Consider the following 26,480-nt stretch of genomic DNA (forward strand, 5'->3'; position numbering starts at 1 on the left):
GTGCCCCTCTTAGTAGTTTTCCGAGAACAAAGCCAAGCCTGGCTTATGAATCCAAGTGATTACCGGACCTTGGAATTTTCTATGTGAGTACCTATTTGAGGGGGCCACTAAGTGTCCCCCCTCAAAAGTCGGGTATGGCTACGCATTGTTGCATTTCTGCCCCGGTGGAATTCTTTAGCTATCGAAGAACCAGCCCTTCGCGGCATATGGGGGACGCTGGAATTCGGTGAATTATTCCATCGAATTTAAGGAAATCACAATGACTACACTCATGGTCTCGGTGCTTGCTTTCGTTTCGGGAGTCAAGGACCGACTGTCATCAGAAAAGGGCGCCACCGCAACCGAGTATTCGCTGCTCATTGCTTTTATCGCATTCGCTGTCATCGGCGGAGTTACGGCTTTCGGCGGCGCACTCAATACGTGGTTCACCGACCTCGGCACCACCGTTACAGGCTGGGCGAACTAGCGGTCGCAATGTGAACCCATCGGTGCGTCGCGTTCGCCCCAGCCGAACGCGGCGCACCCTACCACCTCCAGCTGTAACTATTCGCGGGAGTTCCAGTGAAACGCAGCAGATCCAGAACCATCTGGCGGGACCGCGGGGCGGTGGCCGTTGAGTTCGCCCTCGTCGCGCCGATATTACTGGCCCTGGTGGCCGGCATCGTCGAGTTTTCCTACGCCTACAACCTCCAAATTTCTGTCACGCAGGCAGCCCGGGAGGCTGCCAGGGAAATGGCCATCTCGGATGATCAGGCAGCAGCCGCGGTGGCCGCTGCCGGAGGCGCGCCCGGGCTTAACGCCGGGAGCTTCGCATATGCCTTTGCCCCGGCTGCCTGCAGTGACGGAGACACGATGACGGTGACCATCACGTACCCAGCTTCGACGCTTACCGGCATTTTCGGCAGCACAGTCACCCTAACGGGAGTAGGAGCCATGAGATGCGGCGGCTGAAGACAATCCGAAGGGACAGCGAGCGCGGCGCGGCTGGCGTGCTGGTGGCCGTCATGATGCTTGTCCTCATCGGCGCCGGCGCCCTGGCCGTCGACGTAGGGCAGATCTTCGCCGAACGGGCGCAACTTCAGAACGGGGCTGATGCCAGCGCAATAGCCGTTGCCCAGGCCTGCCACAAGGCGGGCTGCAACCAGGCCGAGGCCGAAGCCATCGCTTCTGCACTGGCCAACGGCAACTCCAATGACGGCCAGTCGAACGTCTCCGAAGTCGAACTGTCGGTCCCGAACCAGGTGACGGTCCGGACCACCACCCAGAACGGCGGCAGCAGCGTCCTCAACAAGCTGTTTGCCAGCGCCCTGAGCGCACCTGGAGCAAGCGTCGGTGCGCATGCAACGGCGAGTATCGAAGTGCCGGGTTCCGGCGCAGGCTTTCCGCTCGCGTTCTCCGAGTGTCAATACGATCTCACCGACGCGGTGGAGACAGGCGCGCTCCAGCAGATCCGTTACAAGCCCGGCATGGCGGGCTGCACCTCGACGTCAGGTCACGCGATTCCTGGCGGCTTCGGCTGGCTGAGCCAGAACGGCGGCGAGTGCAAGGCGACGACGGACACGGAGGATAACGCGGTCTATGACCCCGGCGCTGATTATCCGAACAAACCGGGCCAAAACTGCGACTCCGTCCTCCAGGGTTGGATCAACTCCATCCAGGCCGGCGACGACGTCCTCGGGGTGTTCCCCGTGTTCGACAATGATGGCAAGGACAAAGGTAATGGCTGGTTTAATATCCGGGGTTACGCAACATTTCAAATGGTCGGCTGGAAGTTTGGCGGCGGTTCTTCGGGCCCCAGGACTTTCAACAGTTCTCCCACTCCGGCTACCGCCTGCGTGGATCCCTGCCGGGGCATTATCGGCAAGTTCAAGAAATTTGAGTCCATCGATTCATTCGGCGGCAATTCAGGTACCGGAGACGATTTAGGCACTGTTGCCATTCGCCTTATTAACTAATCTAGCTAGGGGACACAATGAAAATTCGTCTATTGGGAGGCATTGCCGCTTTACTTGTGGCCATTATTGGAACTGTTTTGCTGGTAACCTACGTTCAAAATGCAGACAAACGTGCCCTTGCCAACACCGAAACAGAATCCGTTTACGTCGTCGAGAAAGCCATTTCTGCCGGTACAGGCATCGATAAGATGGCCGGCGACGTGGTCAAGAAGGACGTTCCGAAGTCGGCCGTCGCCGCCGGTGCCGTCACGGACCTGTCCGATGTCGGGCAGAAGGTCACGGGCGTGGCGCTCATGCCAGGAGAGCAGCTGCTGTCCACACGCATGGTCGACGCCGCTTCCCTGATCGGCCCCTCCAGAGTGGCCGTACCGCWGGGGCTTCAGGAAATCACGCTCAAGCTCCCCATCGAACGCGTGGTCGGCGGCACCCKGGCCGCCGGCGACTCTGTCGGCATCTTCCTCTCAGTCGATGGCGCCACGTCCGCCTCCAGCGAGACCCAGCTGACCTTTCACAAGGTCCTCGTCACCGCGGCCCAGTTCAGCAACGGCAGCGCAGCCAAATCCCAGGACCCAGCCGCCGAAGATGACGCGACCAAGGGTTCACTTACATCCAAAAAGAAGACGACGTCCGACGACACCTACCTGATCACCGTGGCCCGCAACGCGGCAGACGCCGAACGGATCATTTACGCCACAGAGTTCGGCACGGTCTACCTCTCCAAAGAACCGGCAGGTGCGGTCGAGGGCACGTCGGGCGTCGTGAACAGGGCCAGGTTGTTCCGATGAGCCGCTTCGTCCTCATCACCCCCAACACCGACTTCGAAAGACGAATGCAGCTGGCAGTGGCCGGGATGCACGGGTCACTCCATGTCTTCCAGGCGGACTACCTGCCGGAGAGCCCCCATGATTTCCTCCGCCAGCTCGCCGGCGAACCGCCCGAAGTGCTGATACTCGGCCCCGGGTTGCCAGTCGACGGGTCGCTGAAGCTGGCGTCAGTCATGGACCTCCAGTATCCGGAGATCAGCGTGGTCCTGGTAGAGCCGGAAACGAAGGAGGTGGTCCTGCAGGCCATGCGATCCGGGGTAAGGGACCTCCTCGACCCGGCCGCGGATCCGGACTCAATCCGCGTCATGCTGGAGCGTGCTGCACTTGCCGCCGCGGGCCGCCGTCGGGGTTTGGGTCCCGGTACGTCCGAGCACGCCGATCACGGTGCCGGCGGCAGGATCATTGCCGTCATGTCGCCCAAAGGCGGGGTCGGCAAGACCACGGTGGCGACCAATCTCGCCGTCGGGCTTGGCAAGTCCGCACCGATGACGGTGGTGATCGTGGACCTGGACCTCCAGTTCGGTGACGTGGCCAGCGGCCTGATGCTGGACCCGGAACACACCATTACGGATGCCGTGGTGGGGGCCGCCAGCCAGGATTCCATGGTCCTTAAGACCTACCTCACCGTTCATCCGGCCGGCATCTACGCCCTTTGCGCACCGCGGAACCCTGTGGAGATGGACAGGATCACCGGCGAACACGTCACCAGGCTTCTCATCCAGCTGCGAGAGGAGTTTCACTACGTGGTGGTGGATACGGCTCCGGGCTTGGGTGAGCACGTGCTCGCGACCCTGGAACAGGCGACCGACGCCGTCTGGATCTGCGGCATGGACATCCCGAGCATCCGCGGCCTCCGGACGGGCTTCAAGATCCTGACCGAACTCAATCTGGTGCCCGAGCAGCGCCACGTGGTGCTCAACATGGCCGATCGGCGGGCCGGCCTCACACTTCAGGACATCGAGGCCACCATCGGCGCCCCGGTGGACGTGGCACTTCCCCGCTCTAAGTCCATGCCCTATTCGACGAACAAAGGCGTTCCCGTGCTGCAGGACGGCAGCCGCGACCCTGCCGCGAAAGGCCTCCGCCAACTGGTGGAGCGCTTCAAGCCGAATTGGGAAGAACGACCTCATAAGAAGCTGCACAGAAGGGCGGTAGTACAGTGAGCCTCTCAGACCGGTTCCAGCTCCTCCGTGGCGAGGCCAAGGCTGAGCCAGACACCACCAAACCGCCAGGCGACGTTTTCCAGCCGAAGACGCCAGCCACTCTCGGGCGGAAGCATGAGGCCCAGACCGCCGAGGCAGCGGCCAGTGCGGAGGCGGCGCTGGAGCTCCCGCCGCCCGTTTCGGTCGCCAGCGAAGCACTGAATGCTCTGAAGGAAAGAGCCATGCAGGCCCTTTTTGAACGACTGGGCTCACGGCTCACCGACTCATCGCTGGCAGATGACGACCTGCACCAGTTCGTACGGGACGAACTGAAGATCGTGGTGGACGAGGAGCAGGTGCCGCTATCAACGGCCGAGCGGCAGCGGCTCATCCGGGAGATCATCGCCGACGTTCTGGGCCACGGGCCAATCCAGCGGTTCCTGGATGATCCGTCCATCACGGAGATCATGGTGAACCGTTTCGACCAGGTCTACGTTGAACGACAGGGCCGCCTCTTCGTCACCGACACAAAATTCAGTTCGGATGACGCGCTGCGCAGGGTGATCGAACGCATCGTTTCCAAGGTGGGAAGGCGCATTGACGAGTCCTCGCCGTTGGTTGACGCCCGGCTCGCTGACGGCTCGCGCGTCAACGCCATCATCCCGCCGCTCGCCGTCAACGGGCCTGCACTCACCATCCGCAAGTTCGGCCGGGATCCGCTGACGGTTCAGAACCTCGTTTCCCTTGGAAGCCTCTCCCCGGAGATGGCTGAACTCCTGCAGGCCTGCGTGCTCGCCCGGATGAACATCATCGTCTCGGGCGGCACCGGAACGGGCAAGACCACCCTGCTCAACGTGCTCTCCTCCTTCATTCCCGTTGATGACAGGATCGTGACGATCGAGGACGCCGTCGAGCTGCAGCTGCAGCAGGACCACGTGGTACGCCTCGAGAGCCGTCCGCAGAACATCGAGGGCAGGGGCGAGGTCTCCATTCGGGACCTGGTTCGGAACTCACTGCGCATGCGCCCGGACCGCATAGTGGTGGGTGAAGTGCGTGGCGGCGAATGCCTCGACATGCTGCAGGCCATGAACACCGGCCATGACGGCTCCATCTCCACCGTCCACGCGAACTCTCCCCGGGACGCCATCGCGAGGCTCGAGACTCTTGTCCTTATGGCAGGTATGGATATCCCGCTGAGGGCTGTGCGCGAGCAGGTTGCCTCGGCGGTCAACCTGATCGTTCACATTTCGAGGCTGCGCGATGGCTCCCGGCGGGTCACCCACATCACTGAGGTCCAGGGCATGGAGGGGGACGTCGTTACGCTCCAGGACGCCTTCGTCTTCGACTACGCGGCTGGCGTCGACGCCAACGGACGGTTCCTGGGAAAGCCCGTCCCGACGGGCGTGCGTCCCCGGTTCACGGACCGTTTCGCGGAACTTGGCATAGAGGTATCGCCGGCTGTGTTCGGTACGTCGCCGGCCTTGTCCGGCGCGCTGCAGCCAAGGGGTCGGTAACCATGACAGGCGACAACGGCATCCTCGTGGCGGCACTGTTCCTCCTGTATCTCGCCATGTTCCTTGTGTATGGGGTTGTCCTCAGGCCGAAGTCGGCGCTGCCGTTGTCCAGGCGCCGGCCCGACTCTCCCACCCAGCCATCCATCCTGACGAGTCTGACCGGCCACGCCGTCGGGGCGTTGAACAAGGGCATGAAAAAACGCGGTCCAGGTCTCTTGACCCGGGAGCGGCTGGACGAATGCGGGCTCCAGAAAGAGCCGGGAGACTACCTTCTGATTGGCGGGATCATCACCCTGATGGCCGCGGTCTTCGGCTTCTTCCTGGGTGGCCTTTTTGCAAGCGTTCTGCTGGCGCTGCTGACTCCTCTTGGACTCCACCTGCTGTTGAACGTTTTTTCCTCGCGCCGTAGGGCAAAGTTCGACCAGCAGGTACCGGACACGCTGCAGATGTTCTCCGGAGGTCTCCGCGCCGGGCACAGCCTGCTCAGGGCAGTCGACGCGGCAGCACAGGAAAGCCAGCCGCCGATGTCCGAGGAGCTGAGCCGGATCATCAACGAAACGCGGATCGGCCGGGATCTGGGTGAGTCGCTGGCCGACGTCGCCAGACGGACTCGAAGCGAGGACTTCCTCTCGATCTCACAGGCAATCGAAATCCACCGCGAAGTGGGCGGCGACTTGGCGGAAGTGCTGGATCACCTCGGCGATACGGTTCGTGACCGGACCCAGGTGCGGGGCCAGATTCGTGCTCTCAGTGCAGAAGGCCGGATGTCTGCGATTGTCCTCATGGCGCTTCCGATCGTGATGTTCATCGGCCTCACGTTGTTCAACGACATGTACTCACGCGTCTTTACCAGCACGCTGCCCGGCTTCCTCATGATCGCGGCGGCTGCGGTGCTTCTGTCCGCGGGCGGTTTCTGGCTCAGCCGCATCATCAAGCCGAAGTTCTAGAAAGAAGGTGATCAGCTTGCAGCCTCTTGCTTATGCCGCAATTCTGGCGGTGATAGCCCCGCTGACAGTCATGACGTGGTTCGTCATCACCGGCGACCGGGCCGGCCTGCGGAACATCAGGGCGAACCTCGGCCAGACGTCCAAGACCAAGGGCCCGGCGCTCTCAGCCAATGAAAAACTGATGCTGGTGAGCCGGCGCATCACGCCGAAAGGCTATGTCGCCTGGCTGGACAAGCAGTTGGCTGGTCTGGGGCGGCCCAAGGAATGGCCGCTGGCTCGGATCATTATGGTCAAGCCGCTGCTGGCCTTCGCCGGTGCAATTGCAGGGTATCTGTACTTCGCCGGAGAGCCATCGGCTCAGCGGTTTCTCATCATGGTGGGTGTGGCCGCGCTGAGCTACTTCACGCCGGATCTGCTGGTGCGAAGCCGCGCGCAAAAGCGGCGGGAGGCAGTCCGGCTTGAGCTCCCCAAGTCGCTGGACCAGATGCTGATCTCCGTCCAGGCCGGCCTCGGGTTCGAGGCGGCCATGGGACGGGCCGGCACCAACGGCAGCGGTCCTCTGGCTGAGGAACTGATCCGTACACTTCAGGACATCCAGGTGGGTCGGTCCCGCAAGGAGGCCTACCTCGCTCTGGCTGAAAGGGTGGATGTGCCTGACGTCCGAAGCTTCATCCGGGCAGTGGTCCAGGCGGACGCTTACGGTGTGGCCATTGCCGGAGTGCTGAAGATGCAGGCTCAGGACATGCGCATCAAGCGGAAGCAGCGGGCAGAGGAACACGCGATGAAGATGCCAGTCAAGATGCTCTTCCCGCTGATCTTCTTCATCCTGCCGACGCTTTTCATCGTGGTGCTTGGACCGACCGTGATGAGCATTGTCGACATGTTCAGCGGCTAGTTCGTCCCCTGGGCAGCAGCACGGCTGCCAACTGGTCCACCGCACACAGTTCATTGGGCGGTGGACCACCAAGAACGGACCCCCTCGGACCCCAGCACCGAGGGGGTCCCTTTGTGCCCGGCGGACGAGCTTTGGGATGGCCGGAAATGCAAGGTTGACGCAGTGACGACGCAGGAAACGCGCAGCTTGGGAAGGGTTGGCTCAGGATGCTGCAAGAACCGCGCCCCCAGGCGAAAAGCGTTGCTAACTTTTTTATAGAGCTGGTGATGGACCAGCTTCTCCCTCACTCGCTCAGGAGTTTCAAAATGCTTGCTTTCTTCTCAAACGCCGCAGCCCGTATCCGTCGCGACGAAAAGGGCGCCACCGCTGTTGAATACGGTCTCATGGTGTCGCTGATTGCCGTTGCAATCGTCCTCGCTGTGACGTTCCTCGGTGGTCAAATTTCGACCATGTTCCAGTCCGCCGCCTGCGGAGTTCAGGGTAAGACCTACAACGCCGCCGCCGGCACCGGCAGCAGCGCCACGCCGGCCTCCTGCAGCTAGCAGTCTTCTCAATCGCGGTGGCGGAAGCCTAAAAACTTCCGCCACCCGCTTTGAGTTTCGTTATAAACCAGTCCCATCGTGAAAGGCGAACATATGTTCAGGGCTTCTGAACGGGGCGCCGTCGCGGTTGAGTTCGCTCTCATTGCACCAGTACTAATAATGCTCCTGCTCGGCATCATGGAGTTCAGCCGTGCCTACAACGTGCAGATTACGCTCTCGAACGCTGCCCGCGAAGGCGCCCGCGTCATGGCTATCGGCAATAACGCTAACGGTGCCCTACTAGCGACAAAAAGCGCTGCTTCGATACTCTCCCCCGGTCTCAAGGATGAAAAGGTAGTCTTTGCATTTCAAACGACGCCTCCAACTACGCCAGCGCCGACGACCTGCGCACCGGGGCGCCAAGTCACTTTGACAGTTAGTTACACGCTCAACACAATGACTGGAATCGCGGGGCCGTTCGCCATGAAGGGCATCGGTACGATGCTATGCGGCGGGTGACGCAGACGGCCGAGCGCGAACACGGGGCCGTCGGCATCATCGTCGCACTTCTGATGGTGGTGCTGCTCGGTTTCGCAGCCATCGCAATTGACGTCGCAAGCCTATATTCCGAACGGGCCCAGCTTCAGAACGCTTCGGATTCCGCGGCCCTAATGCTGGGCCAGAAGTGTGCCAAGAACACAACTGACCCGGAATGTTCCGCGACTTCGCTGATGGCCGCTGATTTCGCCAACAAGAACGCAGTAGACGGATTGAGCAACGTAAAATCCATAGCTTTGGACAAGTCAAATCGCACCGTCTCTGTAACTACGGGGGCCAAAGAAATCGGTGGCTCGCCAAACGCGGTGTCGACTCTAGTTGCCCGTGCTCTGGGTATCCAGAGTGTTGAAGTTTCGGCGACATCAAAGGCTCAATGGGGGACTCCCTCCAAGGGCACTCCAATATTGCCGTTGGCCGTTGCGGAGTGCAAATTCAATCTAAACGCTGGCACACAGGTGGCCACTGAACAGGTCTTGGAATTCGGCAAGGGTTGCGGAAGTGTTCCTGGCGGGTTCGGATGGATAGTCGATAACGATCCCCTGTGCAGCGTCACCATCTCCATCGGCCAGGCGAGTAGTTCTGGGACATGGTTTTCCCTCGATCCCGGGGCCAGCGCGCCCGCCCCATGCACGGGCAACGACCTCAGCCAAATGAATGATCAAACCGTGCTTTTGCCCCTTTACGACTGGGCGACGGGTACCGGCTCCGGTGCCAGATACTTCGTGAAAGGCTTTGCCGCCTTTCACGTGACCGGCTACAACTTTGCCAGCATCGGCTGGACTTCGATTGGGAGCATTCCCAATAAATCAATCCGGGGCTTCTTCGTCAGGTTCGTCTCACTTTCTCAAGCCCTTGAACTAGGGGCCGCCCCTGATTATGGGACATCCATCGCCCGTCTCACCTTGGAAGGACCGTAACTTTGAAGTCGCGACTTCTCGCCGGTATAGCAGCACTGGTACTTGCCGTCGTCGGCGCCATGTTGGTAGTCTCCTACGCTCAGGGAGCTGACCAGCGGGCCGTCAGGAACCTGGAACCTGTCGACGTTCTGGTTGTCAAGACTGCCATACCGGCAGGCACACCCGTGGAATCCATGAGCGCCTCGCTCGTCACTGAAAGCTTGCCGGGCATCGCGGTGGCTAATTCAGCACTGAAGTCCTTGGACAAGTCAGCGGGCAAGGTCGCGGCCGTAAGTCTCGTGCCCGGAGAGCAGCTCGTGGCCGAACGCTTGGTTGCCCCCGCGGAGCTAAAGATCCAGGGGGCAGCGAAGATTCCAGGCGGGCTCCAGGAGGTTTCCTTCCAGCTTCAACCAGACCGAGTTATCGGGGGCAGGTTGGCTGCCGGCGATCATGTGGGCGTCTTTATCTCCCTGGAGAAGGGTGGGGTGGAAGACAAGCTGGACGCCGAAACCACTAAATTGGCCGTTCGAAAAGCCCTGGTGACAGCGGTGCAGCGCGCACCACAACCGGCGGCCACGACTCAGCCTGCCCCCACCGCAACGGCAGGCGCCAGCGGTACAAGCGCAGAAGATACAACTCTCCCGACCGGTTCGCTCATGCTGACTGTGGCAGTCAACGATGTTGAGGCCGCGAAAATCGTCTTCGCCGCCGAATTTGGCAAGATGTGGCTGAGCAAGGAACCCCTCGACGCCAAGGACAGCGGCCCCCGGATCATTCAGCGGAGTGAGGTCTACAAGTGAGCCGCTTCGTCCTGATCACGCCGAACGCGGATTTTGACAGCCGCCTGCGGAAGGCAGTCGCCGGCGGACTCCAGGGCGGTGTGCAGACCTTCTTCACAAACGTGCTGCCCGCCGGACCCTATGATCTGTTCGCCCAGCTGAACCAGGAGCAGCCCGAGGTTCTCATCCTGGGGCCGGACGTTCCCATCGACGAGGCCCTGCGTCTCGCCACCGTGCTCGACGTCCAGGTCCCGGACCTTACAGTTCTTTTGGTCAGCGATCCCGACCCCTCTTTCATCCTGCAGGCAATGCGGGCCGGCGTTCGGGACATACTCAGCCCGTCCGCAGATCCCGCTCACATCCGAGTGCTGCTGGAGCGTGCCTGCCAGTCCTTCGCCAACCGACACAGGGTGGAACAGCCCAAACAGGCTGAAACCGGCAAGGGCATGGTGATCGGCGTTTTCTCACCCAAGGGCGGCGTCGGCAAAACCACCATTGCCACCAACGTGGCCGTTGGGCTTGGAAAGATTGCACCCATGAGCGTGGTCATCGTTGACCTGGACCTTCAGTTCGGCGATGTCGCCTCCAGTCTCTATCTTAATCCGGAGCACACGGTCACGGACGCAGTCTCCCCTGCCGCCAGCCAGGACACCCTAGTGCTCAAGGCATTTCTCACCGTCCATCCGTCCAGCATCTATGCCCTCTGCGCACCCGTCAGCCCGGTCGAGGCTGACCACATTACGCCCGAACAGATCACCGGCCTCCTGGAGCAGTTGGCGGACGAGTTCCAGTATGTGGTGGTAGACACCGCGCCCGGGCTGCCCGAAATAGGACTGGCTGCCCTGGAAGCCTGCACGGACGTGGTCTGGGTGAGCGCCATGGACATTCCAAGTGTCCGCGGTCTTCGCTCCGGTCTCGACATTCTCCGGCAGCTCGACATTCTGCCGGAAGGCCGGCACGTGGTGCTGAACATGGCTGACGCCAAATGCGGCCTTTCAGTTCAGGACGTTGAATCCACCATCGGCGCGCCCGTGGACGTTAGCGTCCCCCGCTCACGTGCCGTCGCTTTCTCCACTAACCGTGGCGTTCCCGTCCTGCAGGACGGGAAAAAGGACCCCGCAGTCAAGGGCCTCAACAAGCTCGTGGAACGGTTCACCCCTGCTTGGCGCGACAAGTCACAGCGGAAAACCCACAGGAGGGTGGTGGTCTAGATGAAGCTTTCCGCACGCATCCAGGCGGCACAGGAGAAGTCCCAGCTTGCGGCTGCACCGGTGGCCGTTGCTTCAGTCCCGAACTCGACCACTGCCGTGGCACGGCCGGCCGTACCCGCGCCACGACCAAGAACGACTAAAAGCGCGCCTGCGGCGAACGCGCCAGCTACCGTCGCTGCACCTTCAACGCGCCGTGGGTCAGTACAAGCAAGAGTAGCGCAGCCGGGGTCAGGACAAGCGAAGCCTGCACAACCGGAGGCGGAGGTACAGTTCGAGGTCTTCAAGGCGAAAATCCAGCAACCAATAGACGCCTTTGCTGCCCTTAAGCAGCGCGCCGCGACAGCCCTATTCGAAAGGATGGGGGCCCGGTTCAACGACTCTGCCATCACGGAGAATGAACTGCGCAGCAGCGCCAGGGAAGAGCTGATCCGTATCATCGACGCCGAGCAGGTTCCGCTGACCGTAGACGAGCGCTCGCGTCTGGTCCGAGATGTCGCCGACGACGTGCTGGGTTACGGTCCGCTGCAGCGGCTTCTGGATGATCCAGCCGTCACCGAAATCATGGTGAACCGGATGGACCAGATTTACGTGGAACGCAAGGGTCAGCTGACCCTGACGGAATCCAGGTTCAGCTCCGAGGACCATCTGCGCAAGGTCATTGAGCGCATCGTGTCCAAGGTGGGCCGGCGCATCGATGAGTCGTCCCCGCTGGTTGACGCGCGACTGGAAGACGGCTCCCGCGTAAACGCCGTGATTCCCCCACTCGCCGTTGGCGGCTCCTCGCTGACCATCCGTAAGTTCAGCAAGGTGCCCCTGACCGTGCGGAACCTCATCGATTTCGGAACGCTCACTCCGGAGATGGCCGAACTGCTCAATGCCTGCGTCAAGGCCAAGCTAAATATCATCGTCTCCGGCGGCACGGGAACGGGCAAGACCACTCTACTCAACGTGCTTTCCTCGTTCCTTCCGGCCAATGAGCGCATCGTAACCATCGAGGACGCCGTGGAACTCCAGATCCAGCAGGAGCACGTAGTGCGGCTGGAAAGTCGGCCTCCGAACACCGAGGGCAAGGGCGAAGTCACCATCCGTGAACTGCTCCGGAACTCGCTCCGTATGCGGCCCGACCGCATAGTGGTGGGTGAAGTCCGTGGCGGGGAATCGCTGGACATGCTTCAGGCCATGAACACTGGCCACGACGGCTCGCTGTCCACGGTCCATTCCAACTCGCCCCGCGACGCCGTGGCGCGTCTGGAAACGCTGGTCCTCATGGCGGGAATGGATCTTCCCCTCAGGGCCATCCGCGAGCAGATCGCCTCCGCCGTAAACCTGATCATCCAGATTTCCCGGCTACGAGACGGCACCCGGCGAATCACGCATGTGACTGAGGTCCAAGGTATGGAGGGCGACATCGTCACGCTCCAGGACGCCTTCGTCTTCGACTACTCGGCAGGGGTTGACCAGCACGGCCGCTTCCTCGGTAGCCCTATCCCCACCGGTATCCGTCCACGGTTCATCGACCGCTTCGAGGACATGGGCATTCACGTTTCGGCTGGCGTCTTCGGGTCGCCTTTGGCCTCGACCGGAAAGCACTGACGTTTATGGTCCTAACAATCGGAATAATCTTGGTGATCTCTTCTTTTGCCTTGGGAGGTGTAGCGGTACTGATTCCACGCACGCCCACGGTTCCGCTGGAACGCCGCCGGCCCTTCCGGACGGAACCAGACTCGCAGCTGACCCGCTTTGCAGGGTCAGCCGTTCAGACGATCGAGCGCTTCCTTGCAAAGAGGAACATCCGTTACTTCAACCGGGAAGCGCTAGAGAACGCGGGCCTCCACCTGAGCCAGGCCGACTTCCTGCTCCTAGTGATCATCGGCGCCTTCGTGGGCGCCCTCATGGGTCTCGTAGTGGCGGGACCACTGCTGGCCATCCTTCTGGTAATCGCGGCACCTTTCATCGGCCAGCTTGTGTTGGGCATCCGTGCCGGGAAAAGGCGCGCCAAGTTTGACGAGCAGTTGGGTGATACCTTGCAGCTGTTGTCCGGTAGCCTCCGCGCCGGCCACAGTATCCTGCGCGCCATCGATGCCGCCGCCCACGAATCCCAGGCCCCGGCGTCGGAAGAAATGCGTCGCGTGATCTCCGAAACCAGCCTCGGCCGCGATCTCTTGGCGTCTCTTAATGACACCGCTGAGCGGATGAAGAACGAGGACTTTGTGTGGATTGCCCAAGCCATCCAGATTAACCGTGAGGTGGGCGGGAACCTTGCGGAAGTTCTAGACCAAGTGAACGAAACCATTCGCGAGCGCAGCGAAATCAAGGGGCACATAAAGTCGCTCGCGGCTGAAGGTAAGTTTTCCGCCTACATCCTCATGGCACTGCCCGTAGCCATCGTGGCGCTACTCATGCTGACCAACCCGAGCTATATGAACAAGATGTTCACAACACCGCTGGGTTGGATCATGGTCGTGGCTTCCATCGTCCTCATGACCGTCGGAGGTCTCTGGATGCGCAAAATCATCGACCTGAAGTTCTGAGCCTGCCATGAATCCTCAGATAATCCTCGGCATGCTCCTCGTCTGCCTGCCGCTCGCCTACCTGGGCTGGTCCCTGCTGTCCGTCGACCGTAAGGGTCAAGCAACTGCCCGGGACATTCTCTCCCGAGGCAGCCACCGGGCGGACGAAGAGAAGAAATCCAGTGCTGGGTTCATCCAGAAGTTCGGCTACAGCCTCACGCCAGCCGTATACGTGCAGAAGCTCGACCATCTGCTCTCCCTAGCTGGCCGCCCGCCGTCTCTGCCACTGGGCCGAGTACTCGCCCTCAAACCCGTTATGGGTCTAGTCGGCGCCGTGTTGGGACTTCTCATCAGTTCCGCCGGAACAACTCCAATCATCAAACTCGTCGGGTTGTTTGTTCTGGTCTTGGGGTATTTCGTCCCAGACCTCCTGCTCTACAGCAAAGGGATTGAACGGCAGAAGGCGATGCAGCTGGAACTTGCCAACACCTTGGACCAAATGCTGATTTCAGTGGAGGCGGGCCTTGGTTTCGAGGGCGCCATGGCCCGGGCTGGTCAGAACGGCAAGGGCCCGCTGGCCGAGGAGCTCGTCCGCACACTGCAAGACATGCAGGTGGGCCGCAGCCGCCGCGAGTCGTACATCGCCTTGGCCGAGCGTACGAACATCCCTGAGCTGCGGAGCTTCGTCCAAGCGGTGGTACAGGCGGATATGTACGGTATCGCCATCAGCCGGGTTTTGCGTGTGCAAGCAAAGGTGATGCGGGTGAAACGCCGCCAGCGGGCCGAAGAAAAAGCCATGAAGCTGCCAGTGAATATCCTATTTCCGTTGCTCTTCTTTATCTTCCCTGTGCTCTTCATCGCCGTCTTGGGACCGGCCGTTATCAATATGATCGAGACTTTCAGTGGCCAGTAACGTCGAGTTTCCGCAAGTTTCCCCCCACCACAAGGAACCCGCAGGGTTTCCACAGGATCCAAGGTTGATCAGGTTTTTCACAAGGTCAGAAAGTAGCCTTAACGTATGTCCAGTTCAGGGTCCAGCACAGGCGACGGCGGCGCCAACGGCGTCTGCCTGCCCGCCTCGGGGGACGCCCTGGAAGGCGCTAAGAAAGGCGCCGCGGAAGGGTCGTCCGGAGTCCCGCTCTTGGATCTGACCGTCCTTCACGATCTGGAGGAGGAACTGGGCGGTACCGGTGTGGCCCGCTCTTTCGCCAGGGACTACATCAGTATCTGGGACAAGCGGATTGGCTACCTGACTCGATCGGTCGAGGACAACGATCCCGAACTCGCCATGGACGCCGTCCTCAGCGTGAAGAATTCCGCCTTTATGGTGGGCGGCGCGAGGCTGGCGTGCCTGGCGGTGGAACTCGAGCGCTTGATCAAGAGCGGGGACCTGCCCGCTGTGGAGCAGCTTCTGCCGGTCGTCGCGCAAACGGGCGAAGAGACGGTCAGGGAGTTGAAGCTCGGTTACCTCCCGCCGGAGACCTAGGCGCTCGAAGCCTAGCCTTCACCAGCTGAATTACTCAGCCTTCGTCGGCGCCAGCCGGTAACCCACTCCGCGAACGGTGACCAGCCACCGGGGGTCCTGCGGATCCTCATGAAGCTTGCGGCGCAAATTTCCGATGTGGACTTCAACGGCCCGCTCATCGGCCTCGCTGATGTAGGTGTCCTCGCCGTAGTACTCGCCGCGGACCACCCGGACCAGATCTGCGCGAGTCCGGACAGCCCCGGTCCCCTTCAGTAGCTCCTGGAGAAGATCAAACTCGCTGCGGGTCAGTCCCAAAGGCGTGCCGCGAAGGGCGACCGTCCGGGTTTCCGTATCGAGCGCCAGGCCGTTGTGCTGAAGCACCTTGCCGCGGCGAGCATTCACGGCGGCGGCCATCTGCTCCGAAGGTTCCGCCACAACCTCCCCAACTACACCCTGCCGGGGCCGGCGCATCATTGCCGAGATGCGTGCACGCAGCTCACGGGGCCGGAAGGGCTTGACGATGTAATCGTCCGCGCCGCCCTGGAGGGCGCTAATGGTGTCCAGCTCCTCATTCCGGCCGGTCAGCATCACCACGTAGGCGTCACTGAACTGGCGGATCCTGCGCAGCACCTCGAAACCGTCGATGTCCGGGAGACCGACGTCGAGGGTGATCACATTCGCCTGACGATGTCTGGCAACGTCCACGCCGTCGCGGCCAGTTGCTGCAGAATGCACCTCGAAACCCGCCTGCTGCAGGACCGCGTCAAGAAGATTGCGGACGTCGTCATCATCTTCGATCACCACGGCCACACCTAAATCGCCCACGACTATCCCCATATCCGATATAACCACCGCAACGCCCAGCGCAATGCGGGAAGCATTACCAGATTACCCACGCTACCCCGTGATTAGGCCCACACACCCGAAATTCGCGATATGTTTTGATCGAAACCACGAAGCGAGGGCCCGCCCTCCAATTACAGAAGAACCGCCGTGCATAATTGGCTTCATGTCATGGTTTATGCAGGCGCCGTTCCGGAACGCCAAAAAGCTGAACAGGGGGTACGGCCGCGTTGGGTGAGCACGTGATGGTCCGTGACACGGACCGATTCTTCAGGCGCCTCGGGCCGCGGGTCCGGGTGGCCCTCTGCCAGCTCCCGGTAACACTCATTCTCGCCGCGCTCGCCGTTGCTGCCCCGGCCGTCTGGCCAACGCTGATAGCGAATGCCGTCTTCATTGCGTCCATCGTGATGATGGGGCTCCTCTTCGTTTCCTGTTTCCTGATTCCCTGGGAACGGCTTCCGGCCAATGCCTACCTCGTCATTCCCATTCTTGACCTCGTGGTCATCGGCCTTGCCCGCAACGGTGCAGTTCCGGCGGTGGCTGGCCTTGGTGTGCTGGCCATATTCCCCGTGATCTGGTTATCAGCGTCGGGATCCTTCGCGCGCACCACGATTTTCATCAGTTTCTTTGGGCCCCTGCTCATCAGCCTGCCCTCGCTGATTCAAAAGTTTCCCAACATTTCACCTTCGGAAATCGCCGGCGCCATTCTGTTGCCGCTCATGATGCTGGCCGTATCCCTGGCCATCCGGTTTGCCAGCGCCAATGTCCGGGTCCAGCGCCAGCGTCTGGAAAAGAAGGACGCCGAACTGCGCGAACTGCTCGTAGAAAGCAGAAACCGCGAGCGGCTGCTCAAAACGGTTCTGGACACGATCGACGTCGGCATTGTGGCCATCGATGCCGACGGCCAGAAAGTGCTGGTCAACGACCAGCAGAAAGCGTTCCGACAGGCTGCCGCTCCCGCCGGCGCCGTGGAGGTGCCGCTGGAAGCGCAGCAGGTCATGTTCGGCCAGGACAGGGTCACCCCACTCGCGGTGGACAAACGGCCCATCCGCCGGGCGGCGGCCGGCGAGACGTACGCGAACTACCTGGTGTGGCTCGGCGAGGGAACGGCACAGCGTGCGGTTTCCACCGCGGCCAGGATCATCAAGAACGACGACGGCGGGTTCAGCGGGGCGGTCATCGTCTACAGCGATGTCACCGGGCTCGTGGAGGCTCTCTCAGCCAAGGAGGAGCTGATCTCCAACGTTTCCCACGAATTCCGCAGCCCGCTGATGTCCGTCCTTGGCAACGTGGACCTGGTGCTGGGCGACGCGGACGGCTTGTCGCCCGCCGCGGTGCAAAAGCTGGAAGTGGTGCAGCGCAATGCCGAGCGGCTCCTTTCGCTCGTGTCGGAACTGCTTGTCTCGGCCTCAACAGTGCTCGCGGTCCATCCCCGGCGGACGGACCTGGCAGGCCTCGTCGAGACCAGCATCGGCTCCGCGCAGGCACAGGCGGACGCCTCAAATGTCTCCCTCAGCGCCGATGTCCCGGTGCCTCTATGGGCCTACGCGGATCCGCTGCGCATTTCGCAGGCCCTGGACAACCTGGTGTCCAACGCCATCAAATACTCGCCCGACGGCGGAGCCGTCACCGTGAGTGCCCGGAGCAGTGACTCCTGGGTGCAGCTCAAGGTGCAGGACACGGGGATGGGCATCAGCGAAGAGGAATCGTCACGGATTTTCACCCGGTTCTTCCGGACCCAGGCAGCCAGGAAGGCGGCGATCCCCGGAGTTGGCCTTGGCCTGTCGATCACCAAGACCATCGTGGAGCGGCACGGCGGGGACATCTCCTGCGTCAGCAAGCCCGGCGCAGGGACCACGTTCACCATGACGCTCCCGGCCGAAGACGCACCGGTCCTTTAGGTCTGGCGCGAAGGTTTAATCTGTTAGTCCAGCGGCAACGTGACAGTCACACACGTTCCCGCTGTGGACGAGTCGATGGTCACGTGACCGCCCACCGTTTCCAGGACGAGGCGCATGAGCCGAAGCCCCATCCCCGAATGCCTGCCGTGGGTGGCTGCTTCAATATCGAAACCAGCCCCGTTGTCGGACACTTTGAGCTGAACCTCGTGGCCGGCCGCTGGATGGCTCACGCACCCCAACCGAACGGTAACAGCTGATGCTCCCGCAAATTTGTGGACATTGCTCAAGAGCTCCTGCGCCGCCCGGTACAGCAGCGTCGCGGACTTACGATCGACTTCCATGCCGTGGTGCGGTGTTTCCAGGTGCACCACGACTCCACGTTCGCGCAACGGAAGGGTCAATCGGTCAATCGCCCCCGCGACGCCAAGCGCATAGAAATCGACCGGATGCGTATCAGTTAGAACGCCTCGGACGGCGACAACCTCGTCGCTTGATAGTGATTTCATGCCTCTACCGTGCGCCTGCGCCCTTGGCATTTTCTTAGGCTTCTCCCAGCTACTCCCCCGTTTGCAGGGGCCAACTCTGCGGGTAGAACCCGGGCCGGTCAGGCCAGCGTGTAGCCCGCGCCGCGCACGGTCTTGAGCCACTTCGGTGACCTGGCATCGTCCCCCAGCTTCCGCCGCAGGTTGCCGACGTGCGCTTCGATGATGCGGCCGGCGTCGTAGGCCCCGGACGGCCCAACTTCCTGGTGTGCCAGGTCCTGCTGAACAAGACCCAGGAGACCGGCCAGCTCGGCCTTGCTCACCACTCCCGTGCCGCGCTCCAGCAAAATGCGGAGCAGGTCGAACTCGGTCCGGGTGAGCTCCAAAGACCTGCCGCGGATGCTGGCGGCGCGCGTGGCGCTGTCTATCTGCAGGCCGTTGTGTTCAAAGCGTGAGGCGGCATCCGCTGGCTCTGCGGCCGGCCCGTGCGCGGCACCTGCCGCCGGCCCTGCCGCCGCGGCCACCGCCGTCTCCGGCGCCGTCATAGCGGCGCCGGTCAACACCGGAGGAACAGGCACCAAACGGCGCGGCCGCCGCAGCATGCCGTCCACCCGGACCCGGAGTTCCCGCGGGCGGATGGGCTTCACCATGTAGTCATCCGCCCCGGCATCGAAGCCCATCACCGTAGCCGCAAGGTCGCTGCGGCCGCTGACTATCAGAAGGTACGTGTGGCTGAATTCGCGGATGCGCCGCGCCACCTCGTAGCCGTCCATGTCCGGCAGGACCACGTCCAGAGTGACGGTGTCGGGTTGTTTGGCCCGCACCAGTTCAAGCCCGGACTCGCCGTTTTCGGCGCAGTGCACCTCGAAACCGGCATCACCAAGGGTGGACCGCAATAGGGCCCGGACTTCCTCATCCTGTTCGATAACGACAACAACGCGACGATCATTCATCCCTTACCCCCTGTAAGGACCGCATGACTAAAGACTGCGGTTCAGCCTACTAGCTGCGTGGATGAAAGTGATGCGCCACCCTCAGAACGGCGTTAACGTTGGGACTTACTCCCGCAGTGCCCGCGTCAGCTCGGCCCGGGCCAGCAACTCGTCGTCAGACGGGTAGGCCACTTCCTCCAGCACGAGCGGATGCGGTGCCGCCAGCACCGAACGGGCATCGCGCTTCCTGGCCAGCAGCCGTTCATGCAGCCATCCCGGCGGTTCCAGCCCCTCGCCCACGTACAGCGCCGACCCCACCAGCGCACGCACCATGTTGTGGCAGAACGCGTCGGCCTGGACAGTGGCGACAATGACGCCGTCCTCGCCGCGGGCAAACTCAAAGCGCTGCAGTTCACGGATGGTGGTGGATCCCTCGCGCGGCTTGCAGTAGGAAAGGAAGTTCTGCAGGCCCAGCAGCTTCGATGAGCCCTCGTTCAGGAGGTCGACATCCAGCGGGGACTTGTGCCACAGCGTGTCATACCGTCCCAGCGGATCCCACAGCGCCTGCCCGTCCGCGATGCGGTAGCTGTAGCGGCGCCACAGCGCCGAGAAGCGGGCGTCGAAGCCCTCCGGAGCGATGGATACCTGGTGCACCACGATGGCCCCGGTCAGGTCCCCGAGCCCGTGGCTGAGGGCGCCCCGCAGCCGGCGCAAAAGTGCGACGGCGGGATCCAGCTCCGCGCCGCGGTTCAGTCCGAGCCACTCGGATTCCGTCAGGTCGAGGTGCACCACCTGGTCACGGGCGTGGACGCCAGCATCCGTACGGCCCGCAACGGTGACCCGGACGGGACGGCGGATGAGCAGTTCCAGGGCCTCTTCCAAGGTCCCCTGAACTGTGCGGAGACCGGGCTGCAGTGCCCACCCGCTGAACGGGCCGCCGTCGTACGCCAAATCAAGCCGGACACGCAAAAACCCGCCGCCCCCCAAAACGGGGGCCGCGGGTTTTTGGTCGTTCATAGACTAAGTCTATGCGAAGGAATCAGCGAATTACTTCGCGTCCTTTGCGGACTCGTCAGCAGCTTCCTCAACCGGAGCTTCCTCAGCGGCCGGAGCCTCTTCGGCAGCGGCTTCGGTCTCGACGACCTCAGCTTCGGGAGCCTCTGCAGCTTCGGTCTCAACGACCTCGGCCTCGGGAGCTTCCTCGGCAGCCGGGGCGGCAGCAGCGGCTTCCTTCTTGTCGGCGTCGCGCTGGGCAGCGGAAGTAGCCTCGGCTACAACGGCCTGCTTGGCGGAAACCGGCTCAAGGACCAGCTCGATGACAGCCATGGGGGCGTTGTCGCCCTTGCGGTTGCCGATCTTGGTGATGCGGGTGTAGCCGCCGTCGCGGTTCTCCACTGCCTGTGCAATGTCGGTGAACAGCTCGTGGACGACGCCCTTGTTGCTGATCAGGCCGAGTACACGACGGCGGGAAGCGAGGTCGCCGCGCTTGGCGAAGGTGACCAGGCGCTCTGCGTACGGCTTCAGGCGCTTGGCCTTGGTCACCGTGGTGGTGATCCGCTTGTGCTCGAACAGTGCTGCTGCCAGGTTCGCGAGCATGAGACGCTCGTGAGCCGGGCCGCCTCCGAGGCGCGGACCCTTAGTGGGGGTAGGCATAGTTGTTTCTCCTCATATGGAAGCCGGTGGGCTGCGCACAACGTGGTGCATCCAGCCCGCCGGCCAAGATCTGCTTGTTAGAGCTCGTCGTCGCTGAACGCGGCGTCGTCCTCTTCGATGGCTGCGGCGCGGGCGGCGAGGTCGAAGCCGGGAGGCGAGTCCTTGAGGGACAGTCCCAGTTCAACCAGCTTTGCCTTGACCTCATCAATGGACTTCGCACCGAAGTTACGGATGTCCATCAGGTCAGCCTCGGAGCGGGCAACGAGTTCACCCACGGTGTGGATGCCCTCACGCTTGAGGCAGTTGTAGGAACGGACCGTGAGGTCCAGGTCCTCGATCGGCAGAGCCATGTCTGCTGCCAGGGCAGCATCCGTCGGCGACGGGCCAATCTCGATACCTTCAGCTGCGGTGTTCAGCTCGCGGGCCAGACCGAACAGTTCCACCAGGGTGGTACCTGCCGAAGCAACCGCATCGCGGGGAGCGATGGCCTGCTTGGTCTCGACGTCGACAATGAGCTTGTCGAAGTCGGTGCGCTGCTCAACACGGGTGGCTTCCACGCGGAAAGTAACCTTCAACACCGGCGAGTAGATGGAGTCGACCGGGATACGGCCGATCTCTGCGTCGCCGGACTTGTTCTGAGCTGCCGAAACGTAGCCGCGGCCGCGCTCGATGGTCAGTTCGAGTTCGAACTTGCCCTTCGAGTTCAGCGTGGCGATGTGCAGATCCGGGTTGTGGAATTCGACGCCGGCCGGCGGAGCGATGTCCGCGGCGGTGACGACTCCGGGGCCCTGCTTGCGCAGGTAAGCAACAACCGGCTCGTCGTGCTCGGAGGACACAGACAGGTTCTTGATGTTCAGGATGATCTCGGTGACATCTTCCTTGACACCCGGAACCGTGGTGAACTCGTGCAGCACGCCATCGATCCGGATGCTCGTTACAGAGGCACCGGGGATGGACGAGAGCAGGGTACGGCGGAGGGAGTTTCCGAGAGTGTAACCGAAGCCCGGCTCCAGCGGTTCAATGATGAAACGGGAGCGGTTATCGGTGACGACCTCTTCGGAGAGGGTGGGGCGCTGTGCAATGAGCACTTAGGTTTCCTTTCGGCGAGCATCCGCTATATGACGCAACACAGGTGGTGGAAAATCGGTCTGAAGACTTAACGCGCTGGGCTTGCCCGGACCCGGCAAGGGTCCGGGCAAGCTTTTGCGGCGGAAAGGCCTTAGACGCGGCGGCGCTTCGGCGGACGGCAGCCGTTGTGCGCGGCGGGGGTGACGTCCTGGATGGAGCCAACCTCGAGGCCAGCGGCCTGCAGCGAACGGATGGCGGTCTCGCGTCCGGATCCCGGTCCCTTGACGAACACGTCAACCTTCTTCAGGCCGTGCTCCTGTGCACGCTTGGCAGCAGCTTCGGCAGCCATCTGTGCAGCGAACGGGGTGGACTTACGTGAGCCCTTGAATCCAACCTCACCGGCGGAAGCCCAGGAGATGACAGCACCGTTCGGATCCGTGATGGAAACGATGGTGTTGTTAAAGGTGCTCTTGATGTGCGCCTGGCCAAGCGCGATATTCTTCTTGTCCTTCTTACGCGGCTTGCGAACCGCGCCACGAGTCTTCGGGGGCATTTTTTCTCCTACAGAAAGTTATCGGGGGAAAGATCCGCTAATCCCTCAGGGATTAACGGGCCTTCTTCTTGCCTGCAACGGTGCGCTTCGGACCCTTACGGGTACGTGCGTTCGTCTTCGTACGCTGTCCGCGCACTGGCAGGCCCTTACGGTGGCGAATACCTTCGTAGCTGCCGATTTCCACCTTGCGGCGGATATCTGCGGCCACTTCGCGGCGAAGGTCACCCTCAACCTTGTAGTTGCCTTCAATGTAGTCACGCAGCTGGACCAGGTCGGCGTCGCTGAGGTCCTTTACGCGGACGTCAGCGCTGATGCCGGTGGCAGCCAGGGTTTCGTGTGCACGGGTCTTGCCCACGCCGTAGATGTAAGTAAGCGCAATTTCCAGCCGCTTTTCGCGGGGAATGTCTACGCCAGCGAGACGAGCCATAGTGGCAGTGCTCCTTGAATAAACCGGAGGTCGTAGGCAGTACACCCGCACTTTCAGTGCGGCCCCAGCCTCCGACCGGGGGTTAGCTGTCCGGACTCTTTCGAGCTAAATGTTCCAGATCAGCTTGTGCTGCCTTTTATTTACTTGCGTGGGTTAGCAACCCAGGGATTCCCGAAAAGGGAATTAGCCCTGGCGCTGCTTGTGGCGCGGGTTCTCGCAGATCACCATGACCCGGCCATTACGGCGGATCACTTTGCACTTTTCGCAGATCTGCTTGACGCTCGGCTTGACCTTCATGGCGTTCCTTTGCGTGATAGCAGTTGGTCCGATGGACCGGCCTTCGGCAGTTGCTCTGGCCGCCCAGCGTTTACTTGTAGCGGTAGACGATACGACCACGTGTCAGGTCGTAAGGGCTCAGCTCCACCACTACCCGGTCCTCAGGGAGAATCCTGATGTAGTGCTGACGCATTTTTCCAGAGATGTGTGCCAGAACGACGTGCTTGTTGGTGAGCTCAACACGAAACATCGCGTTGGGCAGCGCCTCAGTCACTACGCCCTCGATCTCTATGACCCCGTCCTTCTTGGCCATATCCTCCGCTAACTGTTGTTTGCCTCAGCCCTCCGGATTGCACCGGGCATGACTGCGGACGTTTTTTGATGTGATTGATCGTCACCCTCCGGCCGCAAATGGGCGTGGCAGGGCAGACAACCAACAAGCAACATTACGGCATTTGGTCCGGAATGTTAAATCCAGCCATGTTAGCGCACATCGCCGCCGGACGCATCAAATCTGTACGCCTCAAAAGAGCCGGCAGCGGTTGTCACGGCCTCCGCGCTGCTGATCCCGTCCAGGATCGCCAAGCGCACGACGTCGGCTGCCGCGCTCTGCAGGGTAATGAGACTCACCTGCCGGGCAGCTTCCGTACTCCGGTCCAGGGTGGCCTCGCCGGTCGCCAGGCAGAACACGGTGTCCCCGTCCGCCAGGGTGTGGCTCGGGTTCAGCGCCCGGGCGAGTCCGGCGTGGGCAGCCGATGCGGTGCGCTTGCACTCGGCCACATCGAGGGCGGCGTTCGTGGCGACGACGACGAGCGTGGTGTTCAACTGCTGCCGCTGATTGAGCTTGTCGAAATCACCGGCCTCGGTTTCGGCAAGCTCAACTTGCGTGGTGAACGGTATGCCCAGCGCGTTGACTACTGCCAGGGCTCCTACTACTGCGCCGTTCTCCAACGTGACTGAGGCTGTCCCTACTCCGCCTTTGAACTTGCCCCGCCCTATGACGGCTCCGGTGCCGGCTCCCACGTTGCCGCGTTCGACGTCGTGCCCGTCCGTTTTGACACCGGCTGCGGCAGCGGCAGCGTAACCCATGTCCGCGTCGGGGCGGGCAGAGAAGTCGCCGCCGCGGCCGAGGTCGAAGATGGCCGCCGCCGGGACGATCGGGACCACTCCCCCGGTTACGGGAAAACCGCGGCCCTGTTCCTCGCACCAGCGCTGGGCGCCGTGGGCGGTGACCAGTCCATAGGCGCTCCCGCCGGTTAGAACCACCGCATCAACTGTGGAGACCAGGGTGGTGGGGTCCAGCGCATCGGTCTCGTGGGTGCCGGGGCCTCCCCCGCGGACATCCACCGACCCCACGGTTCCYGGCTGCGGCAGGACCACCGTGACGCCGCTCAGCCAGCCGCCGTCGGACTTCTGCTGGTGCCCGACCCGCAGGCCAGGCACATCGGTGATCGCTCCCATGGGCACCATTCTGCCCCCTGACACTCCCCGGACCTGACGCGCCGACGCCGGGAATTCCCCGTGACGCGCAAAATCCCCGTCGATACTGAAATTCCGGTGTCGACAGGGATCTTGCGCATCGTGAAGCTAAAGGCGAGTCGTCAGGGGATGGGGACGGGGACGACGCCGAGCGGCGCCAGCTGGGCCGCGCCGCCGTCGGGCGCCGAAAGCACCCAGATGCCCTTCTCATGGACGGCCACGGAGTGCTCCCACTGGCAGGAACGTTTGCCGTCGGTGGTGACCACTGTCCAGTCATCGTCCAGGACGGCCGTTTCGATGCTGCCGCGCACCAGCATGGGTTCAATGGCGAGGCACAGCCCGGGCCGGATCTTCGGGCCGCGGTGGCTGGTGCGGTAGTTGAGCACGTCCGGGGCCATGTGCATCTCGGAGCCGATGCCGTGCCCCACGTAGTCCTCAAGGATGCCCAGCGGCTTGCCCTGCACCGAGGAGACGTAGTCGTCCACGGCGCAGCCGACGTCGCCGACGAACTTGCCGGTGGCCAGCGCGGCAATCCCCCGCCACATGGCGGCCTGGGTGACGTCCGAGAGCCGCTGGTCCTCGGGGTCGACCGTGCCGACAATGACCGTGCGGGCGGAATCCGAATGCCAGCCGTCCACGATTGCGCCGCCGTCGATCGAGATGATGTCGCCGTCCTGCAGGACCCTGGACCCCGGGATGCCGTGGACGACTTCCTCGTTCACGGAGGTGCAGATCGTGGCGGGGAAGCCATGGTAGCCCAGGAAGTTGGACTTCGCCCCTGCCTCGAGGAGCACGGCGGCGAACACCTCGTCGAGCTGCTTCGTGGTGACTCCCGGTGCGGCCGCGGCCACGGCAGCGTCCAGGGCGCGGCTCAGGACGAGCCCGGCCTCGTGCATGGTGCGCATCTGGGCGTTGGTCTTGTACTCAATCCGGGGCTGGCCGAATGCCATCTGCGGTTTTCCTCTCAATGGTGCCGCCCCCGGCCGAAATGCCGGGCGCGCTAGCCGTGTACGGGCTAAAAGCCGGAGGCCCCTCCCAATAAACCGGGAGGAGCCTCGTAGGGTTGTTACTGAATCAGGCTGTCTGAGCCTCTTTGATGGCCTGCATGACGCGGTCGGTGACTTCGTCAATGCCTCCGATGCCGTCCACCTGGGTGAGGATGGCGCGCTCGGCGTACTTGGCCACAACGGCCTCGGTCTGCTCGTGGTAGAGATCCAGGCGGTGGCGGATGACGGCTTCGTTGTCGTCGCTGCGGCCGGTTTCCTTGGCACGGCCGAGGAGGCGTGCAACGAGTTCCTCGTCGTCAGCGGTCAGCTGCAGGACGACGTCGAGCTTCTGGTCACCATTGGCCAGGATCTCGTCCAGGTAGTCAACCTGGGCCGTGGTGCGCGGGTAGCCGTCCAGCAGGAAGCCGTCTTCGACGTCGGATTCGCTGAGGCGGTCACGAACCATTTTGTTGGTCACGCTGTCCGGAACGAAGTCACCCGCGTCCATGTACTTCTTGGCTTCGACGCCGAGCGGCGTCTCACCCTTGACGTTCGCCCGGAAGATGTCGCCAGTGGAGATCGCAACGACGCCGAGGCGCTCCGAGATGCGTTCCGCCTGAGTACCCTTGCCGGAACCCGGTGGTCCGATAATCAACATTCTGG

The 26,480-nt window shown here is 62.3% G+C and carries 31 protein-coding genes; 18 read left to right on the forward strand and 13 right to left on the reverse strand.

Translation table 11 applies throughout. The annotated features are described in order from the left end of the window. Window positions 1-259: 259 nt before the first annotated feature. The 17 genes from AC1D14_RS14195 to AC1D14_RS14275 all read left to right on the forward strand — a co-directional run bounded on the left by AC1D14_RS14195 (window position 260) and on the right by AC1D14_RS14275 (window position 15,238). The gene (locus tag AC1D14_RS14195; RefSeq protein WP_476876048.1) at window positions 260-466 is read left to right on the forward strand and encodes a Flp family type IVb pilin; all 207 of its coding nucleotides are present in this window, start codon (window positions 260-262) and stop codon (window positions 464-466) included. 95 nt (window positions 467-561) lie between these two features. Beyond that, window positions 562-951 carry a TadE family protein gene (locus tag AC1D14_RS14200; RefSeq protein ID WP_476968664.1) on the forward strand — a complete coding sequence of 130 codons (390 nt, stop codon included), beginning with the start codon at window positions 562-564 and terminating at the stop codon, window positions 949-951. 38 nt (window positions 952-989) lie between these two features. Continuing rightward, on the forward strand, window positions 990-1,955 hold the full coding sequence (locus tag AC1D14_RS14205; protein WP_476968665.1) for a Tad domain-containing protein: 966 nt from the start codon (window positions 990-992) through the stop codon (window positions 1,953-1,955). A 17-nt stretch (window positions 1,956-1,972) separates the two neighbouring features. Further along, complete coding sequence (gene cpaB, locus AC1D14_RS14210; RefSeq protein WP_476968666.1) at window positions 1,973-2,740, forward strand: Flp pilus assembly protein CpaB; 768 nt, start codon at window positions 1,973-1,975, stop codon at window positions 2,738-2,740. After that, complete coding sequence (locus AC1D14_RS14215) at window positions 2,737-3,942, forward strand: CpaE/TadZ family protein (RefSeq protein ID WP_476968667.1); 1,206 nt, start codon at window positions 2,737-2,739, stop codon at window positions 3,940-3,942. Before cpaB (AC1D14_RS14210) ends, AC1D14_RS14215 begins: the two co-directional genes overlap by 4 nt. Next, window positions 3,939-5,435 (forward strand): CpaF family protein, encoded by a 1,497-nt coding sequence (locus AC1D14_RS14220; RefSeq protein ID WP_476968668.1) that lies wholly within the window; start codon window positions 3,939-3,941, stop codon window positions 5,433-5,435. The genes AC1D14_RS14215 and AC1D14_RS14220 overlap by 4 nt, the downstream gene beginning before the upstream one ends. Before the next feature lie 2 nt (window positions 5,436-5,437). Then, window positions 5,438-6,382: a type II secretion system F family protein gene (locus AC1D14_RS14225; protein WP_476968669.1), complete on the forward strand. Its 945-nt coding sequence runs from the start codon at window positions 5,438-5,440 to the stop codon at window positions 6,380-6,382. Between the two features lie 16 nt (window positions 6,383-6,398). Then, on the forward strand, window positions 6,399-7,277 hold the full coding sequence (locus AC1D14_RS14230; protein ID WP_476968670.1) for a type II secretion system F family protein: 879 nt from the start codon (window positions 6,399-6,401) through the stop codon (window positions 7,275-7,277). A 206-nt stretch (window positions 7,278-7,483) separates the two neighbouring features. Further along, window positions 7,484-7,819 (forward strand): Flp family type IVb pilin, encoded by a 336-nt coding sequence (locus tag AC1D14_RS14235; protein ID WP_476968671.1) that lies wholly within the window; start codon window positions 7,484-7,486, stop codon window positions 7,817-7,819. A gap of 93 nt (window positions 7,820-7,912) precedes the next feature. Then, a complete protein-coding gene (locus AC1D14_RS14240) occupies window positions 7,913-8,317 on the forward strand; it encodes a TadE/TadG family type IV pilus assembly protein (RefSeq protein ID WP_476968672.1) in 405 nt (134 codons plus the stop codon). Next, window positions 8,314-9,273: a TadE/TadG family type IV pilus assembly protein gene (locus tag AC1D14_RS14245; protein WP_476968673.1), complete on the forward strand. Its 960-nt coding sequence runs from the start codon at window positions 8,314-8,316 to the stop codon at window positions 9,271-9,273. The genes AC1D14_RS14240 and AC1D14_RS14245 overlap by 4 nt, the downstream gene beginning before the upstream one ends. 2 nt (window positions 9,274-9,275) lie before the next feature. After that, window positions 9,276-10,052 (forward strand): Flp pilus assembly protein CpaB, encoded by a 777-nt coding sequence (cpaB, locus tag AC1D14_RS14250; RefSeq protein ID WP_476968674.1) that lies wholly within the window; start codon window positions 9,276-9,278, stop codon window positions 10,050-10,052. Beyond that, window positions 10,049-11,242 carry a CpaE/TadZ family protein gene (locus tag AC1D14_RS14255; protein WP_476968675.1) on the forward strand — a complete coding sequence of 398 codons (1,194 nt, stop codon included), beginning with the start codon at window positions 10,049-10,051 and terminating at the stop codon, window positions 11,240-11,242. Before cpaB (AC1D14_RS14250) ends, AC1D14_RS14255 begins: the two co-directional genes overlap by 4 nt. Further along, on the forward strand, window positions 11,243-12,835 hold the full coding sequence (locus tag AC1D14_RS14260) for a CpaF family protein (RefSeq protein ID WP_476968676.1): 1,593 nt from the start codon (window positions 11,243-11,245) through the stop codon (window positions 12,833-12,835). 5 nt (window positions 12,836-12,840) lie between these two features. Next, window positions 12,841-13,773 (forward strand): type II secretion system F family protein, encoded by a 933-nt coding sequence (locus tag AC1D14_RS14265; protein WP_476968677.1) that lies wholly within the window; start codon window positions 12,841-12,843, stop codon window positions 13,771-13,773. 7 nt (window positions 13,774-13,780) lie between these two features. Next, entirely contained in the window at window positions 13,781-14,665 is an 885-nt protein-coding gene (locus AC1D14_RS14270) for a type II secretion system F family protein (RefSeq protein WP_476968678.1), read from the forward strand. Window positions 14,666-14,770: 105 nt separating this feature from the next. Beyond that, window positions 14,771-15,238 carry an Hpt domain-containing protein gene (locus AC1D14_RS14275; RefSeq protein WP_476968679.1) on the forward strand — a complete coding sequence of 156 codons (468 nt, stop codon included), beginning with the start codon at window positions 14,771-14,773 and terminating at the stop codon, window positions 15,236-15,238. Between the two features lie 30 nt (window positions 15,239-15,268). On the opposite strand, the gene AC1D14_RS14280 is transcribed toward AC1D14_RS14275, so the two are convergent. Next, a complete protein-coding gene (locus tag AC1D14_RS14280; protein WP_230118125.1) occupies window positions 15,269-16,042 on the reverse strand; it encodes a response regulator transcription factor in 774 nt (257 codons plus the stop codon). A gap of 263 nt (window positions 16,043-16,305) precedes the next feature. On the opposite strand from AC1D14_RS14280, the gene AC1D14_RS14285 reads away from it, so the two are divergent. Continuing rightward, window positions 16,306-17,961: a sensor histidine kinase gene (locus AC1D14_RS14285; RefSeq protein WP_476968689.1), complete on the forward strand. Its 1,656-nt coding sequence runs from the start codon at window positions 16,306-16,308 to the stop codon at window positions 17,959-17,961. Between the two features lie 23 nt (window positions 17,962-17,984). On the opposite strand, the gene AC1D14_RS14290 is transcribed toward AC1D14_RS14285, so the two are convergent. The 12 genes from AC1D14_RS14290 to AC1D14_RS14345 form a co-directional block, all read right to left on the reverse strand. Continuing rightward, the gene (locus tag AC1D14_RS14290; protein ID WP_230118124.1) at window positions 17,985-18,467 is read right to left on the reverse strand and encodes a sensor histidine kinase; all 483 of its coding nucleotides are present in this window, start codon (window positions 18,465-18,467) and stop codon (window positions 17,985-17,987) included. Between the two features lie 98 nt (window positions 18,468-18,565). Continuing rightward, the gene (locus AC1D14_RS14295; RefSeq protein ID WP_476968680.1) at window positions 18,566-19,396 is read right to left on the reverse strand and encodes a response regulator transcription factor; all 831 of its coding nucleotides are present in this window, start codon (window positions 19,394-19,396) and stop codon (window positions 18,566-18,568) included. 105 nt (window positions 19,397-19,501) lie between these two features. Then, complete coding sequence (gene truA, locus AC1D14_RS14300) at window positions 19,502-20,392, reverse strand: tRNA pseudouridine(38-40) synthase TruA (protein ID WP_476968681.1); 891 nt, start codon at window positions 20,390-20,392, stop codon at window positions 19,502-19,504. Window positions 20,393-20,422: 30 nt separating this feature from the next. Then, complete coding sequence (gene rplQ, locus AC1D14_RS14305) at window positions 20,423-21,028, reverse strand: 50S ribosomal protein L17 (protein WP_476968682.1); 606 nt, start codon at window positions 21,026-21,028, stop codon at window positions 20,423-20,425. 77 nt (window positions 21,029-21,105) lie between these two features. Further along, window positions 21,106-22,116: a DNA-directed RNA polymerase subunit alpha gene (locus AC1D14_RS14310; RefSeq protein ID WP_230118120.1), complete on the reverse strand. Its 1,011-nt coding sequence runs from the start codon at window positions 22,114-22,116 to the stop codon at window positions 21,106-21,108. Window positions 22,117-22,247: 131 nt separating this feature from the next. Next, complete coding sequence (rpsK, locus tag AC1D14_RS14315) at window positions 22,248-22,649, reverse strand: 30S ribosomal protein S11 (RefSeq protein ID WP_011692779.1); 402 nt, start codon at window positions 22,647-22,649, stop codon at window positions 22,248-22,250. A 52-nt stretch (window positions 22,650-22,701) separates the two neighbouring features. Continuing rightward, entirely contained in the window at window positions 22,702-23,076 is a 375-nt protein-coding gene (gene rpsM, locus AC1D14_RS14320; RefSeq protein ID WP_230118119.1) for a 30S ribosomal protein S13, read from the reverse strand. 183 nt (window positions 23,077-23,259) lie between these two features. Continuing rightward, window positions 23,260-23,373, reverse strand: a complete 114-nt coding sequence (gene rpmJ / locus AC1D14_RS14325) for a 50S ribosomal protein L36 (RefSeq protein WP_009358722.1) — start codon at window positions 23,371-23,373, stop codon at window positions 23,260-23,262. 70 nt (window positions 23,374-23,443) lie between these two features. After that, window positions 23,444-23,665, reverse strand: a complete 222-nt coding sequence (gene infA / locus AC1D14_RS14330) for a translation initiation factor IF-1 (protein ID WP_011775571.1) — start codon at window positions 23,663-23,665, stop codon at window positions 23,444-23,446. 170 nt (window positions 23,666-23,835) lie between these two features. Beyond that, window positions 23,836-24,813 carry a P1 family peptidase gene (locus AC1D14_RS14335; protein ID WP_476968683.1) on the reverse strand — a complete coding sequence of 326 codons (978 nt, stop codon included), beginning with the start codon at window positions 24,811-24,813 and terminating at the stop codon, window positions 23,836-23,838. Window positions 24,814-24,953: 140 nt separating this feature from the next. Beyond that, window positions 24,954-25,781, reverse strand: coding sequence for a type I methionyl aminopeptidase (map, locus tag AC1D14_RS14340; protein WP_476968684.1), 828 nt, complete (start codon window positions 25,779-25,781; stop codon window positions 24,954-24,956). Window positions 25,782-25,905: 124 nt separating this feature from the next. Continuing rightward, window positions 25,906-26,475 carry an adenylate kinase gene (locus AC1D14_RS14345; RefSeq protein ID WP_230118152.1) on the reverse strand — a complete coding sequence of 190 codons (570 nt, stop codon included), beginning with the start codon at window positions 26,473-26,475 and terminating at the stop codon, window positions 25,906-25,908. Between the last annotated feature and the right edge of the window lie 5 nt (window positions 26,476-26,480).

It is taken from the genome of Arthrobacter sp. P1_B11 (assembly GCF_056406715.1).